Here is a 20,382-nt window from a genome sequence, read left to right on the forward strand (position 1 = left end):
TTCTTATGTTAAAACAATTTATAGAAAGACCGGTCCTTTCAACGGTCATCTCCATAATACTCTTATTATTGGGAGCTCTGTCTCTCTTTAATTTACCGATTGCTCTCTTTCCGGACATCGCCCCACCGAGTGTGCAGGTAACAGCATTCTATCCGGGAGCTAACGCAGAGGTTGTAGCACGTTCGGTAGCCACTCCTATTGAGGAGGCCGTGAACGGAGTTGAGAACATGACTTACATGACCTCAAATTCCAGTAACGACGGTACAATGACACTGAGTGTCTTCTTCAAACAGGGTGCTGATGCTGATAATGCAGCAGTAAACGTACAAAACCGTGTATCGAAGGCTATGAGCCAGCTGCCTCAGGAGGTAGTACAGGCCGGGATTTCAACACAGAAAGTACAGAACAGTATGATCATGTTCATGGGATTGACCAGTGAAAATGAAAAGCAATATGACGAATTATTCCTTCAAAACTATCTGAAGATTAATGTTATTCCTCAGATACAGCGTATCCCGGGAGTAGCACAGGCACAGGTATTCGGAACAAGGGATTATTCTATGAGAATCTGGCTTAAACCGGATCGTCTGGCATCAAACAATCTTTCTCCTCAGGAAGTTTTAGCAGCTATTAAAGATCATAACCTTGAAGCTGCTCCGGGCCGTCTTGGACAGGGAAGTAAGGAAACTTACGAATATATCCTTAAGTATAAAGGAAAACTGAATAAGAATGAAGACTATGAAAACATTGCTATTAAAGCCAATAGTGACGGTTCTTTCTTACGATTAAAAGATGTAGCAAGAGTAGAATTCGGTTCTTATACTTATACTGCCACCAACAGAGTAGACGGAAAACCGGTTGCCGGATTCGCTATTTTACAGACTGCAGGTTCCAATGCGAATGAAATCCTGACTGAAATTGAACAGCAGGTGAAAGTAATGGAAACTACTCTTCCAAAAGGAGTAAAGCCTATTATCATGTATAATTCCAAAGACTTCCTGGATGCATCAATCCATCAGGTTGTGGAAACTTTAGTTATTGCCTTCATTCTGGTATTTATTGTAGTATATATTTTCCTTCAGGATTTCAGATCTACATTAATTCCAGCTATTGCAGTGCCAGTTGCGATCATCGGAACATTCTTCTTTCTTCAGCTCTTTGGTTTCAGTATCAATATGCTTACGCTGTTTGCATTGGTTCTGGCCATTGGTATTGTAGTGGATGATGCCATTGTAGTGGTAGAAGCCGTCCATTCTAAAATGGAACAAACAGGAATGCCTGTAGAACATGCTACGATGAACTCTATGAGTGAAATCTCAGGGGCCATTATTTCCATTACACTCGTAATGTGTGCCGTGTTTATTCCGGTTGGTTTCATGCAGGGACCTGCTGGAGTTTTCTACAGACAGTTTGCATTTACATTAGCAATTGCTATTTTAATTTCAGCAGTAAACGCATTGACATTAAGTCCGGCGTTGTGTGCAATGTTCTTAAATGATCCTCAGGGAGAACATGGAGAACACGGTCATAAAACAGGTTTTGGAGCGAGATTTTTCAATGCATTTAATGCAAGCTTCAACAGCATGACCAGAAAATACATCTACAGCCTTAAGTTTTTAATTAAAAATAAATGGGTTGCTATAGGAGGACTTGTAGTCATTACAGCGGCAAGTATCTTCCTGATTAAAAAAGCACCGTCAGGATTTATTCCTACAGAAGACCAGGGATTCGTATTGTATGCAGTGAATACTCCTCCGGGAAGTTCACTTGAAAGAACACACAGAGCGACAGCACAAATTGATAAAATTATCAACGGTGAAAAGGCAACCAACCACCTTTGGGTAGCAGATGGAATGAATTTCATCAGTAATGCGAATGCTTCTCCATATTCTGCTGGCTTCATCAAGCTTAAAGATTACGATAAGCGTGGTGAAATGAAAGATCCTGATCAGATTGCAGCAACATTAACAGGTAAGGTAAGCCAGGTGAAAGATGCGAATGCATTCTTCTTCAACTTCCCTACTGTACAAGGTTTCGGTAACGTTTCCGGATTTGAATTCATGCTTCAGGATAAAACAAATGGTTCTTTTGAACAGTTGGGAACAACTACTCAACAATTCATTGGAGAGTTGATGAAAAGACCTGAAATTGCTTTCGCCTTTACAACTTACGCTGCCGGAAATCCTCAGTACACCATTGATGTGGATACTGATAAAGCCAACCAGCTGGGTGTTTCTGTAACAGAACTGATGCAGACGATGCAGATCTACTTCGGAAGTAGCTTTGTATCGGATTTCAACAGATTCGGAAAATATTATAGAGTAATGGCTCAGGCAGACATTCCTTACCGTACAGATGTCAATTCACTGGAAGGAATTTATGTAAAAAATAAATCAGGAGAAATGGTTCCTGCAAAAACTCTGGTGACGTTAAAAAGATCTTTCGGTCCTGAAACGGTAACAAGAAATAACCTTTTCAATGCAGTAACAATAAATGGAACTCCCAAACCTGGTTACAGTACCGGAGATGCCATCAAAGCAGTAGAAGAAGTTGCTCAGCAGTCATTACCAAGAGGATATGGATATGAGTGGACAGGGATTACCCGTGAAGAAATTAAAACAAGCGGACAAACTGCGTTTATTTTCTTTTTAAGTATCTTGTTTGTTTACTTCTTACTGGCTGCACAATATGAAAGTTATATACTTCCTTTTGCCATTATTCTTACCATTCCTACAGGAATTTTCGGAGTATTTGCCTTCACAGGACTGGCAGGAATTGATAACAACATTTACGTTCAGGTAGGATTGATCATGCTTGTAGGACTATTGGCGAAGAATGCCATACTGATTGTAGAATTTGCCGTACAAAGAAGAAAAGCAGGTAAAACTTTGATTGAGTCTGCACTTCAGGCATCAAGATTACGTTTAAGACCAATCTTAATGACCTCTTTTGCATTCATCGTGGGGATGCTTCCGTTGGTATGGACACAAGGTGCCTCTTCAAAAGGAAATCATTCTATCGGATATAGTACCGTAGGGGGAATGCTTACAGGGGTAATATTCGGGATTTTTATTATTCCGGTAATGTATGTGATCTTCCAGTACCTGCATGAAAAAATGCCAAGCAGAAAACAGAAAAGACTTCTGAAAAAACAAATGGAGGAAGAACTTTTAGCTGCTACTCACTAATAAAAAAAATGAATTACAAAAACTTAGAGAAAATTTTAAGACTACAAAGGATTAACTATTCTCCTGCCTGTTCTTAATGGTTTAAAAAAGCTAACTATTTTCTCCTACTAAAGACAATTTTTGCATCCACAGAAACCTCTCTAAGTTTTGTATTCAATAAAAGTTTAAAAACTATGAAAAGAGTAAAAAATATTATTCTAACATTTGTACTGGCCATAGGCTCTGTTTCATGTGTATCCAAACTGGCATACACGGAGCCTGAGCTTCCTCTTCCGGAAAAATTCCAGTACACAGCAACTGCCGACACAGCCAGTATAGCCAATCTGGAGTGGAAACAGTTTTTCAGCGACCCTATTTTACAGGGATTGATTGAAAAAGGAATTAAAAATAACTATGACCTTCAGATTGCCCTAAAGCAGGTTGCTGCTTCACAGGAAAAGCTGAAACAGGCAAAATATATGCAATATCCTGATGTTGGTTTCGGAGTAAGCGGACAGATCTCAAAACCTTCCAAAAACAGCATGAACGGACAAAGCTTAAATTTATTTCTAGGATCAAGCCATGTTGAAGATTATAATGCAGCATTCAACCTTTCATGGGAAGCTGACATCTGGGGAAAAATTAAAAACCAGCAGGAAGTTTCAAGAATGCAGTATCTTCATACTTATGAAGGTTCAAAAGCAGTTCAGACTCAGGTAGTAGCAGCTATTGCTCAGGGATATTATAACCTCTTGATGCTTGACAGACAATTGGCTATTGCAAAATCTAATCTGGAGCTAAGCAGCAATACCTTAATGATCACACAAAAAATGTGGGAAAGTGGTGATAATACCTCTTTAGGAGTACAGCAGGCCGCAGCACAGAAACAGGCAACAGAACTTCTGATTACTCAACTGGAACAAAATATTGCTATTCAGGAAAATGCATTGAGCATTTTGGTGGGAGAACTGCCTAATAAAGTAAACAGAACAATTGAAATGTCTGATACTTCCTTACCTCAGAATATCACTGCAGGGCTTCCTGCAGCCATGGTAAGCAGAAGACCGGACGTTCGTCAGCAGGAACTTGTTTTACTGGAATCGAACGCTATCGTTGGGATTGCTCAGGCCAATATGTATCCGGCATTGAAAATTACGGCTAATGGAGGGGTAAATTCATTCAAGTTTGATAACTGGTTTCAGATTCCGGCTTCGTTATTCGGGTCTGTTCTGGGAGGACTTACCCAACCTATTTTTCAGAAAAGACAGTTGAAAACAGATCTGGAAGTAGCTAAAATTCAAAGAGAGAAAAATGTGCTGGCATTCCGCCAGTCAGTATTAAATGCTGTAGGTGAGGTTTCAGATGCTTTGGTATCTAATGAAAACTTAAAAGCTCAGGAACAAAAAGCTACCGAACAGGCAACGACTTTAAAAGACGGAATTAAAAGTGCACAGCTTCTTTACAAAGGAGGTTCAGCCAATTACCTGGAGGTGATTACAGCACAGGGAAATTCCCTACAGGCAGAGTTGAATCTGGCTTCCATTAAAAGACAGAGATTAAGCAGCATTGTAGATTTATACAGAGCTTTAGGCGGCGGTTGGAAGTAGTAAATTAAATTATATTTGTTTTAAGATGCGGTTCTTTTTAGAGCCGCATTTTTTATGATTTTATTGATGAAATAAATAATCATTGAACCATTAAGAACATTTAAGTTGTTAAGCTTAATTAAAAAAATCAAATAGATTTTTAAGACAATACTTCATAAGGCGAAGCTTTCATAATATTCTTAACATCTTAATAGCTCCTTCATGGTTTAAAATAATTCAGGTAAAATTTATTTATTTCTGAAACTGCTCCGCTATCCATTGAAGCAAGTCTTTAAAATCTTTTTCAGAATATCCCAATTGTAAATAATGAATATCATCCGCCTTTCTGTACCATGTCAGCTGACGTTTTGCATATCTGCGGCTGTTCTTTTTAATTTCTGAAACTGCAAAATCAAGATCCCACTCTCCGTCAAAATATTTAAAAAGCTCAGCATATCCTACCGTATTTAAAGCAGTCAGTTCTTTGAATTTCTCAAGACCTTTTACCTCATCCAGCAATCCGTTTTCCATCATAATATCCACCCTCCGGTTGATTCTGTCATACAGTTCCTCTCTTGGAGCTTCTATTCCTATTCTGATGACATTAAAATCTCTGCCATTTTGGGAAACCGAAATATGTTCAGAATACTTTTTATCTGTTTGCCAGATAATATCAATGGCTCTCAACAGCCTGCGGTGATTGTGAATATCCACCACACTGAAATATTCAGGATCGAGTTCCTGTAGAATTTCCTGAAGTTTTTCTATACCCTCCTGCTCCATAATTGTCTGAAGCTTTTCCTGATTTTCAGTATTGGCTTCAGGCAGATCATGCAATCCTTCTATCACTGCTTTTTCATACATCATACTTCCACCGACAAGAATGACGGTATCATGAGTTGCAAAAAGTTCGTTGAGTTTTTGAAGGGCATCTTCTTCGTATTGGCCGATAGAATAATATTCTTCCACTGAAAGATTTCCGATAAAATGATGAGGTGCTCCGGCTAATTCTTCTTCTGAGGGTGCAGCAGTTCCTATTTTCATTTCCTTAAAAAACTGACGGGAATCACAGGAAATAATCTCCGTATTGAAATGTTGAGCCAAATCAATTGCCAGTCTCGTTTTGCCAATTCCGGTGGGTCCTACTACAGAAATCAAATTTTTCTTTTTCACCGTGCTAATTTACGAAAATGAGTTTATTTAATTTGTTGGAAGATGGAAGCCTGAGACTGGAAGTTAAAATTAGATATAATTTATATTCACAACAATCTTCCCGCTTCCCGCCTCCATCTTCCAGCCATTCAACATTAGCAAAACTATAGACTTAAATGTTTATCTTTGTAGAACAATAAAAAACTATGATTTTATCAATGACCGGATTCGGTAGAGCCGAAGATGTTTTTGAAGGAAAAAAAATTACTATAGATATTAAATCTCTGAACAGCAAGAGCTTTGATTTGAATATTAAAATTCCTTTACGTTATAAAGAAAAAGAATTTGAAATCAGAAAAATTCTTAACGATAGAATTATCCGTGGAAAAGTAGACTGCTACGTTAATATTGAGAATCTTGAAGAGTCCAATGATGTAAAAATTAATAAAAACTTAATTGACTCTTATATCAATGAACTTAAAAACATAGCTTCTGACGGACCCAATTTCGAATACCTTAAAATGGCGGTAAGACTTCCTGATGCCATCTCGTCAAGACCTGATGAATTAACGGAAGGCGAATGGGAAGCTTTGGCTAAGATTGTTAACAATGCCGTGGACAGATTTGAAGAATTCAGAAGAACTGAAGGCAGCATTCTACATGAAGAATTAAACAGGAATATTCAGAATATTGACAAATATCTTGGAGAAGTGATTCCTTTTGAGGAAGAAAGAATTGTAAGCGTGAAAGAACGTTATCAGAAATCTTTGAAAGAATTTGAAAATGTGGATGAAACACGTTTTTACCAGGAAATGGCCTATTTCACTGAAAAGCTTGATATCTCTGAAGAAAAGGTAAGACTTACCCAGCACTTGAAATATTATAAAGAAGTAATGGATAATGAATCTTTCAACGGAAAAAAACTGGGCTTTATTTCTCAGGAAATCGGAAGAGAGATTAATACATTAGGGTCTAAAGCTAATCACGCAGAAATTCAGAAACTGGTAGTGATGATGAAAGATGACCTTGAAAAAATTAAAGAACAAACGTTAAACGTATTGTAGGTACGCAGAACGAGATACGTGGTTGTCATTTCTAAGAAAAGAACCCGAAACCCGTAACCCGAAATTGTAAAAAATGGATAAAGTAATTATATTTTCAGCACCATCAGGGAGCGGAAAAACTACATTGGTAAAGCATTCACTGGAAATATTTCCGGAACTGAATTTTTCAATCTCATGTACCACAAGACAGCCCAGAGGAAGTGAAGTTCATGCAGTAGATTATCATTTTCTGACACCTGATGAATTCAGACAGAAAATTTCTGAAGGTGCTTTTGTAGAATATGAAGAAGTATATACTGATAAATATTACGGTACTTTAAAATCTGAAGTAGAAAAAATCTGGAATCAGGGAAAAGTAGTTATTTTTGATGTAGATGTAAAAGGAGGTATTTCGTTAAAAAAATATTTCGGTGAAAAGGCCCTGTCTATTTTTATAGAACCCCCTTCCATTGAAGAATTGGAACGAAGATTGATTTCAAGAAATACAGATGATGCAGAAACCATAAAAACCCGTGTAGCAAAGGCAGAAGAAGAAATGTCCTACGCCAGCGAGTTTGATAAGATCGTTATTAATACCGATCTTGATGTAGCTAAAAAAGAAATAGAAAGTTTAATAAAAAGTTTTATCAGTAATTAATGGCTGGAAGATGGAAGCAGGAGGATGGGAGTAAAATACTACACTCAAAATCTAACTTCTAATTTCTAACCTCTAGCTTCTGATAATAAAAAATTGAGGTTGATATGAGTACCGAAACATTAGAAAAAGCTAAATCTGCAATTCCTGTCAGAGGATTTCTGGATATAAAAGATATAGCTATTCCTCAGGGAGAAGAATTGGTAAAAGCCATACTTAAACTTAAAGAGGAAAAAAATGCTGTTATTCTTGCCCATTACTACCAGCCGGGAGAGATTCAGGATATTGCTGATTTCCTGGGGGATTCCTTACAGCTGGCAAGACAGGCAAAAGAAACGAATGCAGACATGATTGTATTCTGCGGTGTACATTTCATGGCGGAAGCAGCTAAAATTCTGAACCCAACTAAAAAAGTAGTTCTTCCTGATACCATGGCCGGGTGCTCTCTGGCAGACGGTTGTTCCGGAGAAGGGTTAAGAAAAATGCGTGAACAGCACCCGAATGCTTTAATTGCAACTTACATCAATTGTAATGCAGAAACTAAAGCAGAAAGTGATATCATCGTAACCAGTTCAAATGCTGAAACCGTAATAGAAGCACTTCCGAAAGACAGACCGATTATCTTCGCACCAGACAAAAATCTGGGAAGATATTTATCTAAGAAAACAGGCCGTAACATGATCCTTTGGGATGGAAGCTGTATAGTACACGAAGCATTTTCTATGGAAAGAATTGCTCAGCAGCTGGCAGATAACCCAGATGCTAAGCTGATTGCACACCCAGAAAGTGAAGAAGCTGTTTTGAAACTGGCACACTTTATTGGCTCTACTTCTGCCCTGTTGAATTATGTAGAAAAAGATGACTGTCAGAAATTCATCATTGCTACAGAAGAAGGAATTCTTCACGAGATGAGAAAACGTGCTCCTCACAAGGAATTGATTCCCGCATTGGTTTTTGATGAAAGCTGTAACTGCTCGGAATGTTTCTATATGAAACGTAATACAATGGAAAAGCTGTATTTATGTATGAAATATGAACTTCCTGAAATTCTTATCGACGAAGAATTAAGGTTAAAAGCATTGAAACCTATTGAAGCCATGCTTGACCTTTCTAAAAGCATAAAATAATTTTTTTTATTATTCAATATTTATTATATTTAGAATTCAAACTAATAATAAATATGAAAAATCTAAAAAAATTAGACCGAAGAAGTCTTAAAAATGTAAACGGAGGCGGTGGTATCTGCAACTTAAATTGCGAAATACACGAAACCTGTGGTTCAGGATGCAATGGAGAATTGATCTGTGTACCAAGAGGAATGTACATTCCAGATAATTGTTAATAAAATTAAAGCACTGTTTTCACAGTGCTTTTTTATTTTAGTCTGCAGTAATTGTAACAAAGCAATCCATGCTTACCACAACACACATTCTGCAGTTTTCGGACAGATTCCAATAGGCCTCACATGAAGGATCATTGGATGAACCCGGACCAAAAACAAGATGGGTAGGGCAACCGTCACATCTGGAAATAGCCGCTCCATTCACTAGTTCCAGATCTCTTCTGCTTAATCTTTTAATTGTTTTCATACTTTTAAAATCTTAAGACACTCCTCCATCCACACATTCCATACTTACCAGAACACACATCTTACAATAATCAGGCAGCCCTTGATAGGCAGAACATGGATACTGATATTCAGGACCGTCTCCGAATGTAGCATTTTGTGGGCATCCTGCACATCTTGACGGACCTGCTGCTCCATTTAATTGTTCAAGTTCTTTTCTGTTTAATTTCTTTAAATTTTTCATAGTAGTTTTAAATTAAATTTTGATTTTGATATTTTTTACTGAGCTTCAAGAATTGGACAGCTACCCGGAACTGATGGATCATAAGGGAAAAGGTAAAGACAAACTTTACGGCCTTTAAAATCTGTACATACCGCACATCCTTTCGGTCCGCAATCAAGGTCAACAGCACAACTGTCTCCCGTACCTCCAATAATCGATCTTAAATTTTCTCTGTTTAATTTTTTAGAGTTTCTCATGTAGTTTTAATTTTTAAATTAAGTTTTTTTTTCATTTGATCTTCTAAGCAATAATACTTACAGCATTGGTGCATAACAGGTTCCTCCCGGTTTCAGCCAGCATCCCCATTTTCCCCCTCCGCGGAAACATACAAATTGCTCACCACCGCAGGCTTCAATCTGGATATCGGTAAACCCACCGGTGATGCTTTTCTTTTCTTCGCGTGATAATTTCTTAATTGTTTTCATAGCGCTTAATTTTAATATTAGAAATAAAGAATATTCTTTGTGTTTGCGTTATTTAAACTCAAGGACGATCAAAGCAGTCAATGCTTACCAGTACTCTCCCTTTACAACATTCTGGTAAAGCATGATAATCAGCACATGATCTTGGTTCACCCGGTCCGTATGGTCCGGCAGGACAATTCTCAAAACAATTGTTTACATTTCCTCCACTGATAGATTTCAGGTTTTGGCGGTTCAATTTCTTTAGATTTTTCATGATTATTTCGTTATTAGTTAATGTTATAAATGTAACATTTTTAATCAATTACAACAAATATATCTCTAAAAAAGGAAATATATTTTATTATGTTAAAAGCTTGGCTGTTTCAAAATAAATTGTACATTTGCTCTGTTACAATGAATTTATTAAGAAACATATCTGATATTTCTGCCCTGAAATTACCTATTTCAGGCATATCTTCTGTTTCTACATTCACAACTACAACAACTACCCCATAACGGGGTAAATTTTCACATATTATTTCCGGTACCCGTGCTCTTTTTTTAAAGAGTAGCCACTTCGTTATATCCAACTTCAAATAAATAATTGATGAAAGTTTTAAAATTCGGCGGAACATCAGTCGCCCACTCTCAAAATATCCTTTTGGTAGAAAAAATCATAAAAGATGAATCTTTAAAAAGCAAAATAGTTGTTATTGTATCAGCACTTCATGGCGTTACTGACCAACTGATCAGAGCAGCAGAATATGCTTCCGTTAAAGATGAAAATTATATTCAGATTATTCAGAATCTTGAAGAAAAACATATCAGTCTGGTCAAAGATCTTTTCCCCATCACAGAACAAAGTTCCCTGCTGAGTTTTGTTAAAAAATATTTTAACGATATCGAAGATCTTTACAACGGAATCGCTGTACTTGGTGAACTTACCAACAGAATCAAAGACAAAATTTCTTCTTACGGAGAGTTTCTGTCTTCAAAAATTATTGCAGCAAGGCTTCAGCATGAAGGGCTAGACTGTGTGTGGATGAATTCCGCAGAACTGATCAGAACAGACAGCAATTTCACTAACGCAAAAGTAGATTTCGCTGCCACCGAAAAGAATATTATTCATTTTCTGAATGAAAATCAGAGCCGTATTATTATAGGTCCGGGTTTTGTAGCCCATGATGAAAAAAACAACGCAACAACATTAGGAAGAGGCGGTTCTGATTACACAGCCTCCATTGTGGCAGCCTCTATTCATGCAGAAGAGCTCCAGATCTGGACAGATGTAAGCGGAATGATGACTGCTGATCCACGTTTGGCTTCCAATGCGAAACCTATTTCAGAAATTTCTTATCATGAAGCCATGGAACTTTCTCATTTCGGGGCAAAAGTGCTTTATCCGCCTTCCATTCAGCCTGTCATGGTAAAAAATATAGATCTGATCATCAAGAATACTTTTGATCCTGAAGCACAGGGAACTTTAATTTCTCACCAACTGAAATCTTCAGACAACGAAAAGCAGATTGCAGTAGGAATTTCAAATATGAATAATATTGCTCTGCTTACATTGGAAGGAAGCGGTATGGTAGGAATTCCGGGGATTTCAGCAAACCTTTTCCAATGTTTAAGTCATGAAAAAATAAATGTAATCCTTATTACCCAAGGATCTTCAGAACATTCTATCACCATTGCGATTGATGAGAAAGAAGCATTACGCGCTGAAAATGCAATTAATTCTTCTTTTGCCGATGATATTAATCTGAAAAGAGTATATCCTGTAAACATTGAAACAGAACTTTCTATTGTAGCCTTAGTTGGAGAAAGTATGAAAAGCAGAAGTGGTGTAAGCGCGAAAATGTTTGGATGTCTGGGTAATAACGGAATCAATATAAGAGCGATTGCGCAGGGATCTTCGGAAAGAAATATCAGTATCGTTATTTCGGAAAAGGACAGTAAAAAAGCAGTAAATGTACTTCACGAGGAATTTTTTGAATCTGAAATTAAGCAAATACATCTCTATATCTGTGGAACCGGAAATGTAGGAACAAAACTGATCCAACAGATTTATGACCAGAATGCTTTTTTAAAAGAAAACTTCTTGATCAATCTGAGAATTGCAGGGATTTCCAACAGCCGTCAAATGATATTTTCAGATAAAGGAATATCACAGGAAGACTATCTTATCTGGAATCAGCAGGGAGAAAAATCTTCAGCACGGGAATTTGCTGAAGAGATCATCCGCCGGAACTTGAGAAACTCTGTTTTTGTGGATGTAACTGCAAGTCCTGATGTACCTGAAGTTTATGAAAGTTTATTAAAAAGAAGCGTGAATATCGTGGCTTGTAATAAAATTGCGGCTTCTTCGGATTTTAAAAAGTATAAAACCTTAAAGAATGCAGCAAGGAATCACAATTGTAATTTCTATTTTGAAACCAATGTAGGAGCAGGACTTCCAGTGATAGGAACCATCAACGACCTCATCAAAAGCGGAGATCAAATTCAATCCATTCAGGCCGTTTTAAGTGGAACACTGAATTTTGTCTTTAATGAGTATGATGGCAGCAGAACATTCTCTGAAGTAGTAGCTCAGGCTCAGAAAGAAGGATATACAGAACCGGATCCAAGACTCGATTTGTCTGGAACTGATGTAGCAAGAAAAATTTTAATTCTGGCAAGAGAATCCGGATATCCACTTCAATTTGAAGAAATTGAAAATATGGGTTTTCTTCCTGAAGAATGTATGCAGGGAAGCGTTGGCGATTTTTATGAAAAGCTAACAGCATATGAAGATCATTTTAAAAACTTATTGAATAATGCTAAAAATGAAGGCAAAATTTTAAAATACGTTGCAAAATTTGAAGATGGAAAAGCAAAAGTAGGTTTACAGCATATCGCTCCCGATAGTGATCTGTTTCATCTTTATGGTAAAGACAATATTGTCATTTTTAAAACCCTCAGATATTCCGAGCAGCCTTTGGTCGTAAAAGGAGCCGGGGCCGGAGCTGATGTAACAGCAAGCGGAGTTTTTGCAGATATTATTCGTTCTATTTAAAATACAGTTATGAAAAAAGTAAAATTAAAAGTCCCTGCTACTGTGGCCAATCTGGTTTGCGGATTTGACATTCTGGGAATGGCTGTCCATGATCCCTATGATGAAATGGAATTTAAATTACTGGAAACTCCTGAAATCATTATAAAGCATATTGACTCTTTTGGACTTCCTGAAGAAGCTTCCAAAAATGTTGCAGGTGTTGTCCTATTAAAAATTCAGGAATATTTTAATCTGAAGAATGGCTTTGAAGTGATTATCCGTAAGCATATAAAACCTGGAAGCGGGCTCGGCTCCAGTGCGGCAAGTGCCGCCGGAGCCGCCTTTGGAGCCAATATATTATTAGGAAACAAATTATCAAAAGAAGAAATGGTCTATTTTGCCATGTTCGGAGAAGAGCTGGCTTCAGGAGTACGTCACGCAGACAATATTGCTCCGTGTATCTATGGAGGAATTACCCTGGTAAAATCTACCAATCCCATTGATATCATTCCGCTGAACAGTCCTGATTTATTTGTAACAGCAGTACATCCGCAGGTGGAAGTCAAAACTTCAGATGCAAGACAGATTTTAAAGAAAAATATTAGTTTAAAAAGTGCTGTAGAACAATGGGGAAATATAGCTGGCCTTGTAGCAGGAATTCAGAAAAATGATTTTCCATTGATTGGCAGAAGTCTTAACGATGTCATTATAGAACCCATCCGTAGTATTCTGATTCCGAAATTTGACGAAATCAAAGCAAAAAGCTTACAATTAGGTGCTTTGGGAGGAGGAATATCCGGTTCAGGACCTTCTATTTTTATGCTGTCTGAACAAAAAGAAACGGCAGAAAAAATAGCTCAGATGATGAAATCTGTGTATGATGAAATTGAAATAGAAAATCTTATATACGTTTCAAAAATAAATCCAACAGGAATTCAAACCGTTGAAGAATTTTAATTATAAAAAACAGAAATGAAATATTACAACTTAAAAGATTCTCTGGAAAAAAATGATTTCAGAGAGGCAACAATAAAAGGTCAGGGAAAAGAGAAAGGCTTGTTTTTCCCTGAAAACATCCCACAGCTTAATGAAGAATTTATTCAAAATCTTCATCATTATTCTCATGAAGAAATTGCGTACCAATGCATGAAAGATTTTGTGGGAGATGAAATTCCTTCAGAGATACTAAGGGAAATTGTAGCTGAAACCGTCAGTTTTGAAATCCCTCTGGTAAAAATCAATGAACAGATTTCCATATTGGAATTGTTTCATGGTCCTACCCTTGCCTTTAAAGATATCGGTGCGAGGTTCATGAGCCGCTGTCTGTCCTATTTTCTGAAAGATCAGCAGAAGAAAGTCACTGTTCTTGTAGCCACTTCCGGAGATACCGGAGGCGCTGTTGCCCATGGGTTTTATAAAATTCCGCAAATTAATGTAGTAATTCTGTACCCTAAAAACAGGGTAAGCCCGGTTCAGGAGAAACAGTTGACCACATTAGGAGAAAATATTTCCGCATTGGAGGTAAAGGGCAGTTTTGACGACTGCCAGAACCTTGTAAAACAGGCTTTTTCAGATGAAGAAATCAATGGTCAGTTATTTCTGACCTCAGCCAATTCTATCAATGTTGCGAGATGGCTTCCCCAGCAGATTTACTATTTAATAGCATTGAAACAATGGATTCAACATCATAATGAACAACCGGTAATCTGTGTTCCGAGTGGAAATTTCGGAAATATCTGTGCCGGACTTTTGGCTCATTTCAGAGGTCTTCCTGCCAGCCACTTTATTGCTGCCTGTAATGCCAATCAGGTAATTCCTGATTATTTTAAAACCCAAAATTACCAACCGCAAAAAGCAGTTGCTACCTTATCTAATGCTATGGATGTGGGAGATCCAAGCAATTTTGTAAGGATTTTAGAACTTTTCGGACATCAGTTTGAAGCTTTAAAGAATAAAATATCTGCGTATTCCATTGATGACGACAAAACAATGAATACCATCACAGAAGTCCATAAGAATTACGGATATGTTCTGGAGCCCCACAGTGCTGTTGCATTTGCTGCAATGGAAAAGTATCTTCAAGAAAATCCTGGTCAAAAAGGATTTATTCTGGGGACTGCACATCCGGTAAAATTCCCAGATGCAGTGGAAAAAGCCATTCATACTCAGATTGAAATTCCTGAATCGTTGAATCATCTCATGAAAAAGGAGAAAAAAACTGTAGAAATAAATTCAGAGTTTGAAGAATTAAGACGATTTTTGCTTCATAAAATATGAGGCAATGAGCAAAATATATCTTGAAGATGTACGAATATATGCGTACCATGGTGTACTTCCTGAGGAAAATATTATCGGGACGTATTATATTCTGAATGTAGAACTTCATACTGATCTGTGGAAAGCAGCAGAATCTGACGATTTGCTTGACACCATAAGCTATGCAGACATCAACGATATTCTTCATAAGGAAATGAAAATAAAATCCAAATTACTGGAACATGTTGCCGGAAGAATCATCACAAGAATTCACAACAGCTTTCCACAGATTGATTATATTAAATTAAAAATCACCAAAACAGCTCCACCTATGCAGGGAGAAATGACAGGTGCCAGCATTGAGCTGGAAAAGAGCTTTAAACCGGAAAATTAAAATTCTTATTTTCGTTCATTAAAAAACATTCAAATTGAAATTCGTTAAAATATTATTTTTAGTAACAGGTATCAGCGCTTTTGGTCAGACCAGTGTTGATAATCAGCTGGCGGCCTATAATTTTCCAAAGATAAAATCCAGTATTACAATGCCTGTGACGATTCCTCTTTCTGAACTGAGCAATATGATCAATGCTTCTGTGAAAGACCTTGTTTATCAGGATGACTCTTATACTGACAATAACAATGATCAGTTTAAAGTAAAAGTATGGAAAACCAGACCTATCCGTCTTGTTGGCGGAACCAGTCAAAATTTACTGATTGAAGTTCCTTTAAAAATATGGGCAGAAAAAGGAATCGGAACTTTGGGAGTATATACTTATCAGAATACTACTTTCGAAACTGTAATGTCATTCAATACGACCGTTACTTTTAAGAATAACTGGACCATTACTACCAATACACAGCCCAATGGCTTCAGGTGGGTAACAAAACCCGTTCTAGATTACGGAAGAATACAGATTCCCATTACCTCTATTGTTGAAAAAAGCTTAAGAGAGCAGCAGGAAAAATTCTGCAAGACTATAGATCAACAAATGGCTACACAGCTGAATTTCCAGCAATATGCCTTAATGGCCTGGAATACATTTCTGCAGCCTTTCAATATATCAGAAGAATATAATACATGGCTGAAAGTAAGCCCGGTGGGAGTCAATATTACTCCTTTGAAATTTTATGGAAACCAGATCAATGCTACACTTGGTGTTGATATTTATTCAGAAACTTTCACAGGAAATAAACCGGCAGCTTCTTCACCGGTAACCAGTGTTGCCAATTTCAATTCCACTCCTACTATTGCGGATAAGTTTATTTTACAGACTACAGCCAATATCCCTTTTACAGAGGCAAGCAATATGGCCAGAAAAACATTTCTGAATAAGGAGTTTGATATCCGCGATTCTAAAGTGAAAGTGACAGACATCAGAGTATATGGTGTTGATAACAGAGTGGTTATTGAAGCTCAAACCGATGGTTATATAAAAGGTACGGCCATTATTTCCGGGATTCCGGTGTATGATGATGCAAAAAGAAAAATTGTTTTATCAGAAACCAAGTTTAAACTGAAAACAACCAATATTCTTCAGAAGACGGCTTCGCTCCTATTCCAGGGGAAAATTGTAAAAATGATTGAAGAGGAATATGGTATTCCGACTCAGGAACTTGAAGAAACTTCGCGAAAAAGTATTGAAGAAGCCTTTAACAAAGAATATTATAAAGGTTTAAAGATGAACGGAAAAGTTTTCAATCTGAAGCCTAGCAAAATTCTACTCAGCAATACAGGAATTACAGCTGTGATTGATACCAATGCTTCATTGAAACTACTTGTCAACGGATTTTAAAACTTTAAATAAAAAACTAATAACCTTACACATGAAAAGAATTCTAAATGTTGTTGAATATAATAAAGCCTCATCATGGATCAGGCTTGCTAATAATTTTCTTGATCTTATAATACTATATATTATCAATTATCTCCTCTCTCTTGTTTCTAATTTCCTTTATGAAGTCACTTCAATTGAGTTTTTCTACTTCTATAGCAATGGAAATATATTATGGCAGTTCTTTATTGGAAATTTCAATTATTGTCTTTATTATTTTTTGATGGAAAACTATTTAGATGGGAGAACCGTTGCAAAGTATATTACAGGAACCAAAGTAATCAGTACAGATGGTACGAAACCAACCACTCAGCAAATTATTTACAGAAGCCTTTCCAGAATTGTTCCCTTTGATGGACTGTCATTTCTTGGGGTAAATGGATGGCACGACAGCTGGAGCTATACAAGAGTAATTAATGTCAAAAATTATATTGCTGAAATTCAAGCAAAAAGCGAAATCGACGCTCTTGGAGAGAAAGAAATTGCTTAAAAACTTTTGTTCATAAAGAAATTTTACTATATTTGCACACCTCAAAAATGGTAAAAATGGTACTTTGGCCGAGCGGCTAGGCAGTGGTCTGCAACACCATCTACAGCGGTTCGAATCCGCTAGGTACCTCAGAAAAACCTCTAAATAATTTAGAGGTTTTTTTATTTTTCACCCCCTGAAAATTATCAAAAAAATATTTACTTTTTCCTTTTCACAGATATACATAAAATTGCATGTAGATTTTTATATTTGTGAAAATTATATATCCCAATAATAACCATGTTTTTATTACTATCATCAACACATATTATAATTTCAGCAATTATATTACTATTCATCATTTTCGGTACTATTTACGGCTTTTATCAATTAATAAAACGCGCAGTTAAAAAAGGAATTAAAGAATCCAGAAAGCAATAGTCTCAATCGGCTTTTAAATAAGACTTTAAAATAATTGTATATTAGTAAAACTAAAATCAAATACTGATGATACAATTTACTCCTGAAGAAAAAAATCTGATACAAGCTGCTATACAATATGAAAAAGAAATACAGGACAGATCGGATGATGAAGAAATTGAATATGTAGAAGAAATAGAAGAAGAAATTCAAAAAGAAAATGTTTTTATTTCAAGAAGGCATATTGACTCAATTATAATTTATTTAGGATATCTACTCGACAGAAAAGACCAATATGACAGTGGTCAGATACTTGATTTAGAAAGCAAATTAGATAATTTATCCAACTTACCATAATAATATCCCTGCTTGTTTGGCGGGGATTTTTATTTTAAATCCATAAACAGTTATCATCACTATTATTCCATTATGCATCCTCAAACAATCATTCTATTTTAATTTATAAGCGAGCAAAAAAACTTGCCCGATAATGCAAAAAGGGAAGATAAGTAGAAAACTGTCATACTCAAAGATAAAGGCTGATTGACCTCATGCTGGCTGCATCAATATATTAGAACAAAAAAAATCCTCGGAAATTCCGAGGATAAAAACTAATAACCATGAAAACTCAAATTAAACATGAGTTACATTTCTATATTGAAAAATCGTGCCAAGAATATCAATTTTGAGAAAAAAAAACAATTTACTCTGGCTGTATCAATTTTACAATTTCAGCATTTTAAACCGATTTTATTGATGTTTTAAAAACCGCTTCATAATTATTTATAATTAATTAAAATAAATATAACGTGTCGGTAAAAATATTAAAAATAAAATAATTTACAATTTGATAAAATAAAATTCACATTTGGGAAATGAAAATTTTAAATATTCAGTCAGCCATCAAAAAAAAACTAAATCAACACCAAATTGGCATAATTTATTCTTCATATAAATCAATCCAATAAATTTAAATCATCATGGCACAAAGAATTTTTAGTAAAGAAGATTTCACGAAAAGCAATGAAAAAGAATATCAGTTGGAGTATAAAGTAAATGAAATCGGGAAAGGTTCTGATCTCATTGTAGAAAGACTAACCGAAAAAGGAGACTATGAAATAATTCAAGCTCCACTGCGAAAATCAGATGACAAAGTATTTATCATTTGGGATGTCCCATTTGACAGCAGAATACTCTTTGATCTTTAAAACATTTTGAGGTTATTATATGAAAAAGCCCCCAAAAAATGGAGGCCTCAAAAAACACAAATGATGAAAAAAAATTTTATATCAGAGATAAAAATTATTTTATCTATTAATTCTTAATCAAAGATATACCAGTCTTTTTTTTTATTTTATGAGTACAATCATAAAATTATTATTTCTTTTAAATATTAAGCTATCCAGCTGCCAGACAATATTTCTCAAAAAAAGACAATAAAGAAATAATATTTCAATTCTTATTTTTCCAGCCATTCTAAAATATTTCAAAGCCAGTTCACTGACAAACAGCATTTAAAATATAATTCACTCTTATATATTTTCAGAATATAATAAAAAATATCGGATACTTTATGATTGAGGTTATGTTTTTCACATATATTATGTTGTAATTTCGTCTTATTAATTCAAAAAATCGTGATAAATTTTTCTATACTTATAGCAAACTATAATAATGGAAAGTATTTTAAGGAATGCTATGAGTCATTAATCAGCCAAACCTATGGAAATTGGGAGGTGATTATTGTTGACGACGCCTCTACAGATGATTCAGTAGAGATCATACAGTCTCTTATCCAGGATGATTCCCGCTTCAAACTCTATCATAATGCAATGAATAAAGGTTGTGGCTTTACAAAAGCAGCCTGTATGAAATATGCTCAGGGAAACTTATGTGCGTATTTAGATCCTGATGATGCACTTTATCCGGAAGCACTGGAAAAAACAGCTCAGGAATTCGTTGACAGAGATGATCTTGCTGCCGTTTATTCCCAAATGATGCTATGTGATGAAAGCCTCACCCCTGAAAGAGTATATGCCGGTACCAAGCAGATTTACAATAACCGTCATTTTTTCAACTGCCCAATTCAGTTTGCTCACTTCTTTGTATTTAAAAAAGAAACTTACTTTAGAACAACAGGAATTAATCCTAATTTGAAAAGTGCAGTAGATCAGGATCTGTATTTAAAAATATTAGAACAGGGAGAAGCGAAATTCATCAGAGAACCTTTATATTTTTACAGGCTGCACTCCGATGGAATTTCCCAGAATAAAGCGAAGCAAAGCGCAAAAGAATCTTTTGCCAGAGTGATACATGATACAATGAAAAGACGGGGAATCAAAACCATCAACAATCAGACTGTTCCTGACGTTTTCACCAATTCGCAGGAAATTTATGACCTCCTTAGCTATCAGACTAAAAAAGTGCACCGATTAATCAGTAAAATAAAAGTCACCTTAGATAATATATAAAAACAAAAGACTCTTCGTTTCGAGGAGTCTATTTGATAAAATA

General features: G+C 36.0%; 21 protein-coding genes and 1 tRNA gene. 16 read left to right on the top strand and 6 right to left on the bottom strand.

Annotated elements, in window-relative coordinates; translation table 11 throughout:
* Positions 1-5: 5 nt before the first annotated feature.
* Both KIK00_RS11460 and KIK00_RS11465 read left to right on the top strand, forming a co-directional pair.
* Positions 6-3,188, top strand: a complete 3,183-nt coding sequence (locus tag KIK00_RS11460) for an efflux RND transporter permease subunit (RefSeq protein WP_255812545.1) — start codon at positions 6-8, stop codon at positions 3,186-3,188.
* Positions 3,189-3,361: 173 nt separating this feature from the next.
* Positions 3,362-4,774 carry an efflux transporter outer membrane subunit gene (locus KIK00_RS11465; protein ID WP_255812546.1) on the top strand — a complete coding sequence of 471 codons (1,413 nt, stop codon included), beginning with the start codon at positions 3,362-3,364 and terminating at the stop codon, positions 4,772-4,774.
* A gap of 231 nt (positions 4,775-5,005) precedes the next feature.
* Here the strand turns inward: KIK00_RS11465 and miaA are convergent, their stop codons facing one another.
* Positions 5,006-5,926 (bottom strand): tRNA (adenosine(37)-N6)-dimethylallyltransferase MiaA, encoded by a 921-nt coding sequence (gene miaA, locus KIK00_RS11470; protein WP_255812547.1) that lies wholly within the window; start codon positions 5,924-5,926, stop codon positions 5,006-5,008.
* Between the two features lie 185 nt (positions 5,927-6,111).
* On the opposite strand from miaA, the gene KIK00_RS11475 reads away from it, so the two are divergent.
* The 4 genes from KIK00_RS11475 (at position 6,112) to KIK00_RS11490 (ending at position 8,945) form a co-directional block, all read left to right on the top strand.
* Positions 6,112-6,969 (top strand): YicC family protein, encoded by an 858-nt coding sequence (locus KIK00_RS11475; RefSeq protein ID WP_255812548.1) that lies wholly within the window; start codon positions 6,112-6,114, stop codon positions 6,967-6,969.
* Between the two features lie 73 nt (positions 6,970-7,042).
* Positions 7,043-7,606, top strand: a complete 564-nt coding sequence (gmk, locus tag KIK00_RS11480) for a guanylate kinase (RefSeq protein WP_255812549.1) — start codon at positions 7,043-7,045, stop codon at positions 7,604-7,606.
* Positions 7,607-7,710: 104 nt separating this feature from the next.
* The gene (gene nadA, locus KIK00_RS11485) at positions 7,711-8,730 is read left to right on the top strand and encodes a quinolinate synthase NadA (RefSeq protein ID WP_255812550.1); all 1,020 of its coding nucleotides are present in this window, start codon (positions 7,711-7,713) and stop codon (positions 8,728-8,730) included.
* Positions 8,731-8,783: 53 nt separating this feature from the next.
* Positions 8,784-8,945: a hypothetical protein gene (locus KIK00_RS11490; protein WP_255812551.1), complete on the top strand. Its 162-nt coding sequence runs from the start codon at positions 8,784-8,786 to the stop codon at positions 8,943-8,945.
* 37 nt (positions 8,946-8,982) lie between these two features.
* Here KIK00_RS11490 and KIK00_RS11495 read toward each other — a convergent pair whose 3' ends face one another.
* From KIK00_RS11495 to KIK00_RS11515, 5 genes are read right to left on the bottom strand one after another with little or no spacing between them, the layout of a single operon-like run.
* Positions 8,983-9,192 (bottom strand): hypothetical protein, encoded by a 210-nt coding sequence (locus KIK00_RS11495; RefSeq protein WP_255812552.1) that lies wholly within the window; start codon positions 9,190-9,192, stop codon positions 8,983-8,985.
* 12 nt (positions 9,193-9,204) lie between these two features.
* Entirely contained in the window at positions 9,205-9,414 is a 210-nt protein-coding gene (locus tag KIK00_RS11500; RefSeq protein WP_255812553.1) for a hypothetical protein, read from the bottom strand.
* A 35-nt stretch (positions 9,415-9,449) separates the two neighbouring features.
* Positions 9,450-9,650, bottom strand: a complete 201-nt coding sequence (locus KIK00_RS11505) for a hypothetical protein (protein ID WP_255812554.1) — start codon at positions 9,648-9,650, stop codon at positions 9,450-9,452.
* Positions 9,651-9,707: 57 nt separating this feature from the next.
* Complete coding sequence (locus KIK00_RS11510; RefSeq protein WP_156118488.1) at positions 9,708-9,878, bottom strand: hypothetical protein; 171 nt, start codon at positions 9,876-9,878, stop codon at positions 9,708-9,710.
* Between the two features lie 58 nt (positions 9,879-9,936).
* Positions 9,937-10,131, bottom strand: a complete 195-nt coding sequence (locus tag KIK00_RS11515) for a hypothetical protein (protein WP_255812555.1) — start codon at positions 10,129-10,131, stop codon at positions 9,937-9,939.
* A gap of 333 nt (positions 10,132-10,464) precedes the next feature.
* Between KIK00_RS11515 and thrA the strand changes: the two genes are divergently transcribed.
* From thrA to KIK00_RS11565, 10 genes are all read left to right on the top strand, one after another.
* Positions 10,465-12,912, top strand: a complete 2,448-nt coding sequence (gene thrA, locus KIK00_RS11520; protein ID WP_255812556.1) for a bifunctional aspartate kinase/homoserine dehydrogenase I — start codon at positions 10,465-10,467, stop codon at positions 12,910-12,912.
* A gap of 9 nt (positions 12,913-12,921) precedes the next feature.
* Positions 12,922-13,848 (top strand): homoserine kinase, encoded by a 927-nt coding sequence (locus KIK00_RS11525; RefSeq protein WP_255812557.1) that lies wholly within the window; start codon positions 12,922-12,924, stop codon positions 13,846-13,848.
* 15 nt (positions 13,849-13,863) lie between these two features.
* Positions 13,864-15,168, top strand: coding sequence for a threonine synthase (gene thrC / locus KIK00_RS11530; RefSeq protein ID WP_255812558.1), 1,305 nt, complete (start codon positions 13,864-13,866; stop codon positions 15,166-15,168).
* 4 nt (positions 15,169-15,172) lie between these two features.
* On the top strand, positions 15,173-15,541 hold the full coding sequence (gene folB, locus KIK00_RS11535; RefSeq protein WP_255812559.1) for a dihydroneopterin aldolase: 369 nt from the start codon (positions 15,173-15,175) through the stop codon (positions 15,539-15,541).
* A 34-nt stretch (positions 15,542-15,575) separates the two neighbouring features.
* Positions 15,576-16,940, top strand: a complete 1,365-nt coding sequence (locus tag KIK00_RS11540; RefSeq protein WP_255812560.1) for a DUF4403 family protein — start codon at positions 15,576-15,578, stop codon at positions 16,938-16,940.
* A 31-nt stretch (positions 16,941-16,971) separates the two neighbouring features.
* Positions 16,972-17,469, top strand: coding sequence for an RDD family protein (locus KIK00_RS11545; RefSeq protein ID WP_255812561.1), 498 nt, complete (start codon positions 16,972-16,974; stop codon positions 17,467-17,469).
* A gap of 58 nt (positions 17,470-17,527) precedes the next feature.
* A tRNA-Cys gene (locus tag KIK00_RS11550) sits at positions 17,528-17,598 on the top strand.
* 357 nt (positions 17,599-17,955) lie between these two features.
* On the top strand, positions 17,956-18,225 hold the full coding sequence (locus KIK00_RS11555; RefSeq protein WP_255812562.1) for a hypothetical protein: 270 nt from the start codon (positions 17,956-17,958) through the stop codon (positions 18,223-18,225).
* Positions 18,226-18,848: 623 nt separating this feature from the next.
* Entirely contained in the window at positions 18,849-19,076 is a 228-nt protein-coding gene (locus KIK00_RS11560) for a glutathione synthase (RefSeq protein ID WP_255812563.1), read from the top strand.
* Positions 19,077-19,505: 429 nt separating this feature from the next.
* Complete coding sequence (locus KIK00_RS11565; protein ID WP_255812564.1) at positions 19,506-20,339, top strand: glycosyltransferase; 834 nt, start codon at positions 19,506-19,508, stop codon at positions 20,337-20,339.
* Positions 20,340-20,382 lie beyond the last annotated feature (43 nt).

Source organism: Chryseobacterium sp. MA9, from assembly GCF_024399315.1.
GTDB lineage: Bacteria > Bacteroidota > Bacteroidia > Flavobacteriales > Weeksellaceae > Chryseobacterium.

Excerpts from the sequence above, each read along its gene's own strand:
- KIK00_RS11460 (WP_255812545.1), top strand. The coding sequence starts at position 6 with ATGTTAAAACAATTTATAGAAAGACCGGTCCTTTCAACGGTCATCTCC.
- KIK00_RS11465 (WP_255812546.1), top strand. The coding sequence starts at position 3,362 with ATGAAAAGAGTAAAAAATATTATTCTAACATTTGTACTGGCCATAGGC.
- KIK00_RS11475 (WP_255812548.1), top strand. The coding sequence starts at position 6,112 with ATGATTTTATCAATGACCGGATTCGGTAGAGCCGAAGATGTTTTTGAA.
- gmk (WP_255812549.1), top strand. The coding sequence starts at position 7,043 with ATGGATAAAGTAATTATATTTTCAGCACCATCAGGGAGCGGAAAAACT.
- nadA (WP_255812550.1), top strand. The coding sequence starts at position 7,711 with ATGAGTACCGAAACATTAGAAAAAGCTAAATCTGCAATTCCTGTCAGA.
- KIK00_RS11490 (WP_255812551.1), top strand. The coding sequence starts at position 8,784 with ATGAAAAATCTAAAAAAATTAGACCGAAGAAGTCTTAAAAATGTAAAC.
- KIK00_RS11495 (WP_255812552.1), bottom strand. The coding sequence starts at position 9,192 with ATGAAAACAATTAAAAGATTAAGCAGAAGAGATCTGGAACTAGTGAAT.
- KIK00_RS11500 (WP_255812553.1), bottom strand. The coding sequence starts at position 9,414 with ATGAAAAATTTAAAGAAATTAAACAGAAAAGAACTTGAACAATTAAAT.
- KIK00_RS11505 (WP_255812554.1), bottom strand. The coding sequence starts at position 9,650 with ATGAGAAACTCTAAAAAATTAAACAGAGAAAATTTAAGATCGATTATT.
- KIK00_RS11510 (WP_156118488.1), bottom strand. The coding sequence starts at position 9,878 with ATGAAAACAATTAAGAAATTATCACGCGAAGAAAAGAAAAGCATCACC.
- KIK00_RS11515 (WP_255812555.1), bottom strand. The coding sequence starts at position 10,131 with ATGAAAAATCTAAAGAAATTGAACCGCCAAAACCTGAAATCTATCAGT.
- thrA (WP_255812556.1), top strand. The coding sequence starts at position 10,465 with ATGAAAGTTTTAAAATTCGGCGGAACATCAGTCGCCCACTCTCAAAAT.
- KIK00_RS11525 (WP_255812557.1), top strand. The coding sequence starts at position 12,922 with ATGAAAAAAGTAAAATTAAAAGTCCCTGCTACTGTGGCCAATCTGGTT.
- thrC (WP_255812558.1), top strand. The coding sequence starts at position 13,864 with ATGAAATATTACAACTTAAAAGATTCTCTGGAAAAAAATGATTTCAGA.
- folB (WP_255812559.1), top strand. The coding sequence starts at position 15,173 with ATGAGCAAAATATATCTTGAAGATGTACGAATATATGCGTACCATGGT.
- KIK00_RS11545 (WP_255812561.1), top strand. The coding sequence starts at position 16,972 with ATGAAAAGAATTCTAAATGTTGTTGAATATAATAAAGCCTCATCATGG.
- KIK00_RS11555 (WP_255812562.1), top strand. The coding sequence starts at position 17,956 with ATGATACAATTTACTCCTGAAGAAAAAAATCTGATACAAGCTGCTATA.
- KIK00_RS11560 (WP_255812563.1), top strand. The coding sequence starts at position 18,849 with ATGGCACAAAGAATTTTTAGTAAAGAAGATTTCACGAAAAGCAATGAA.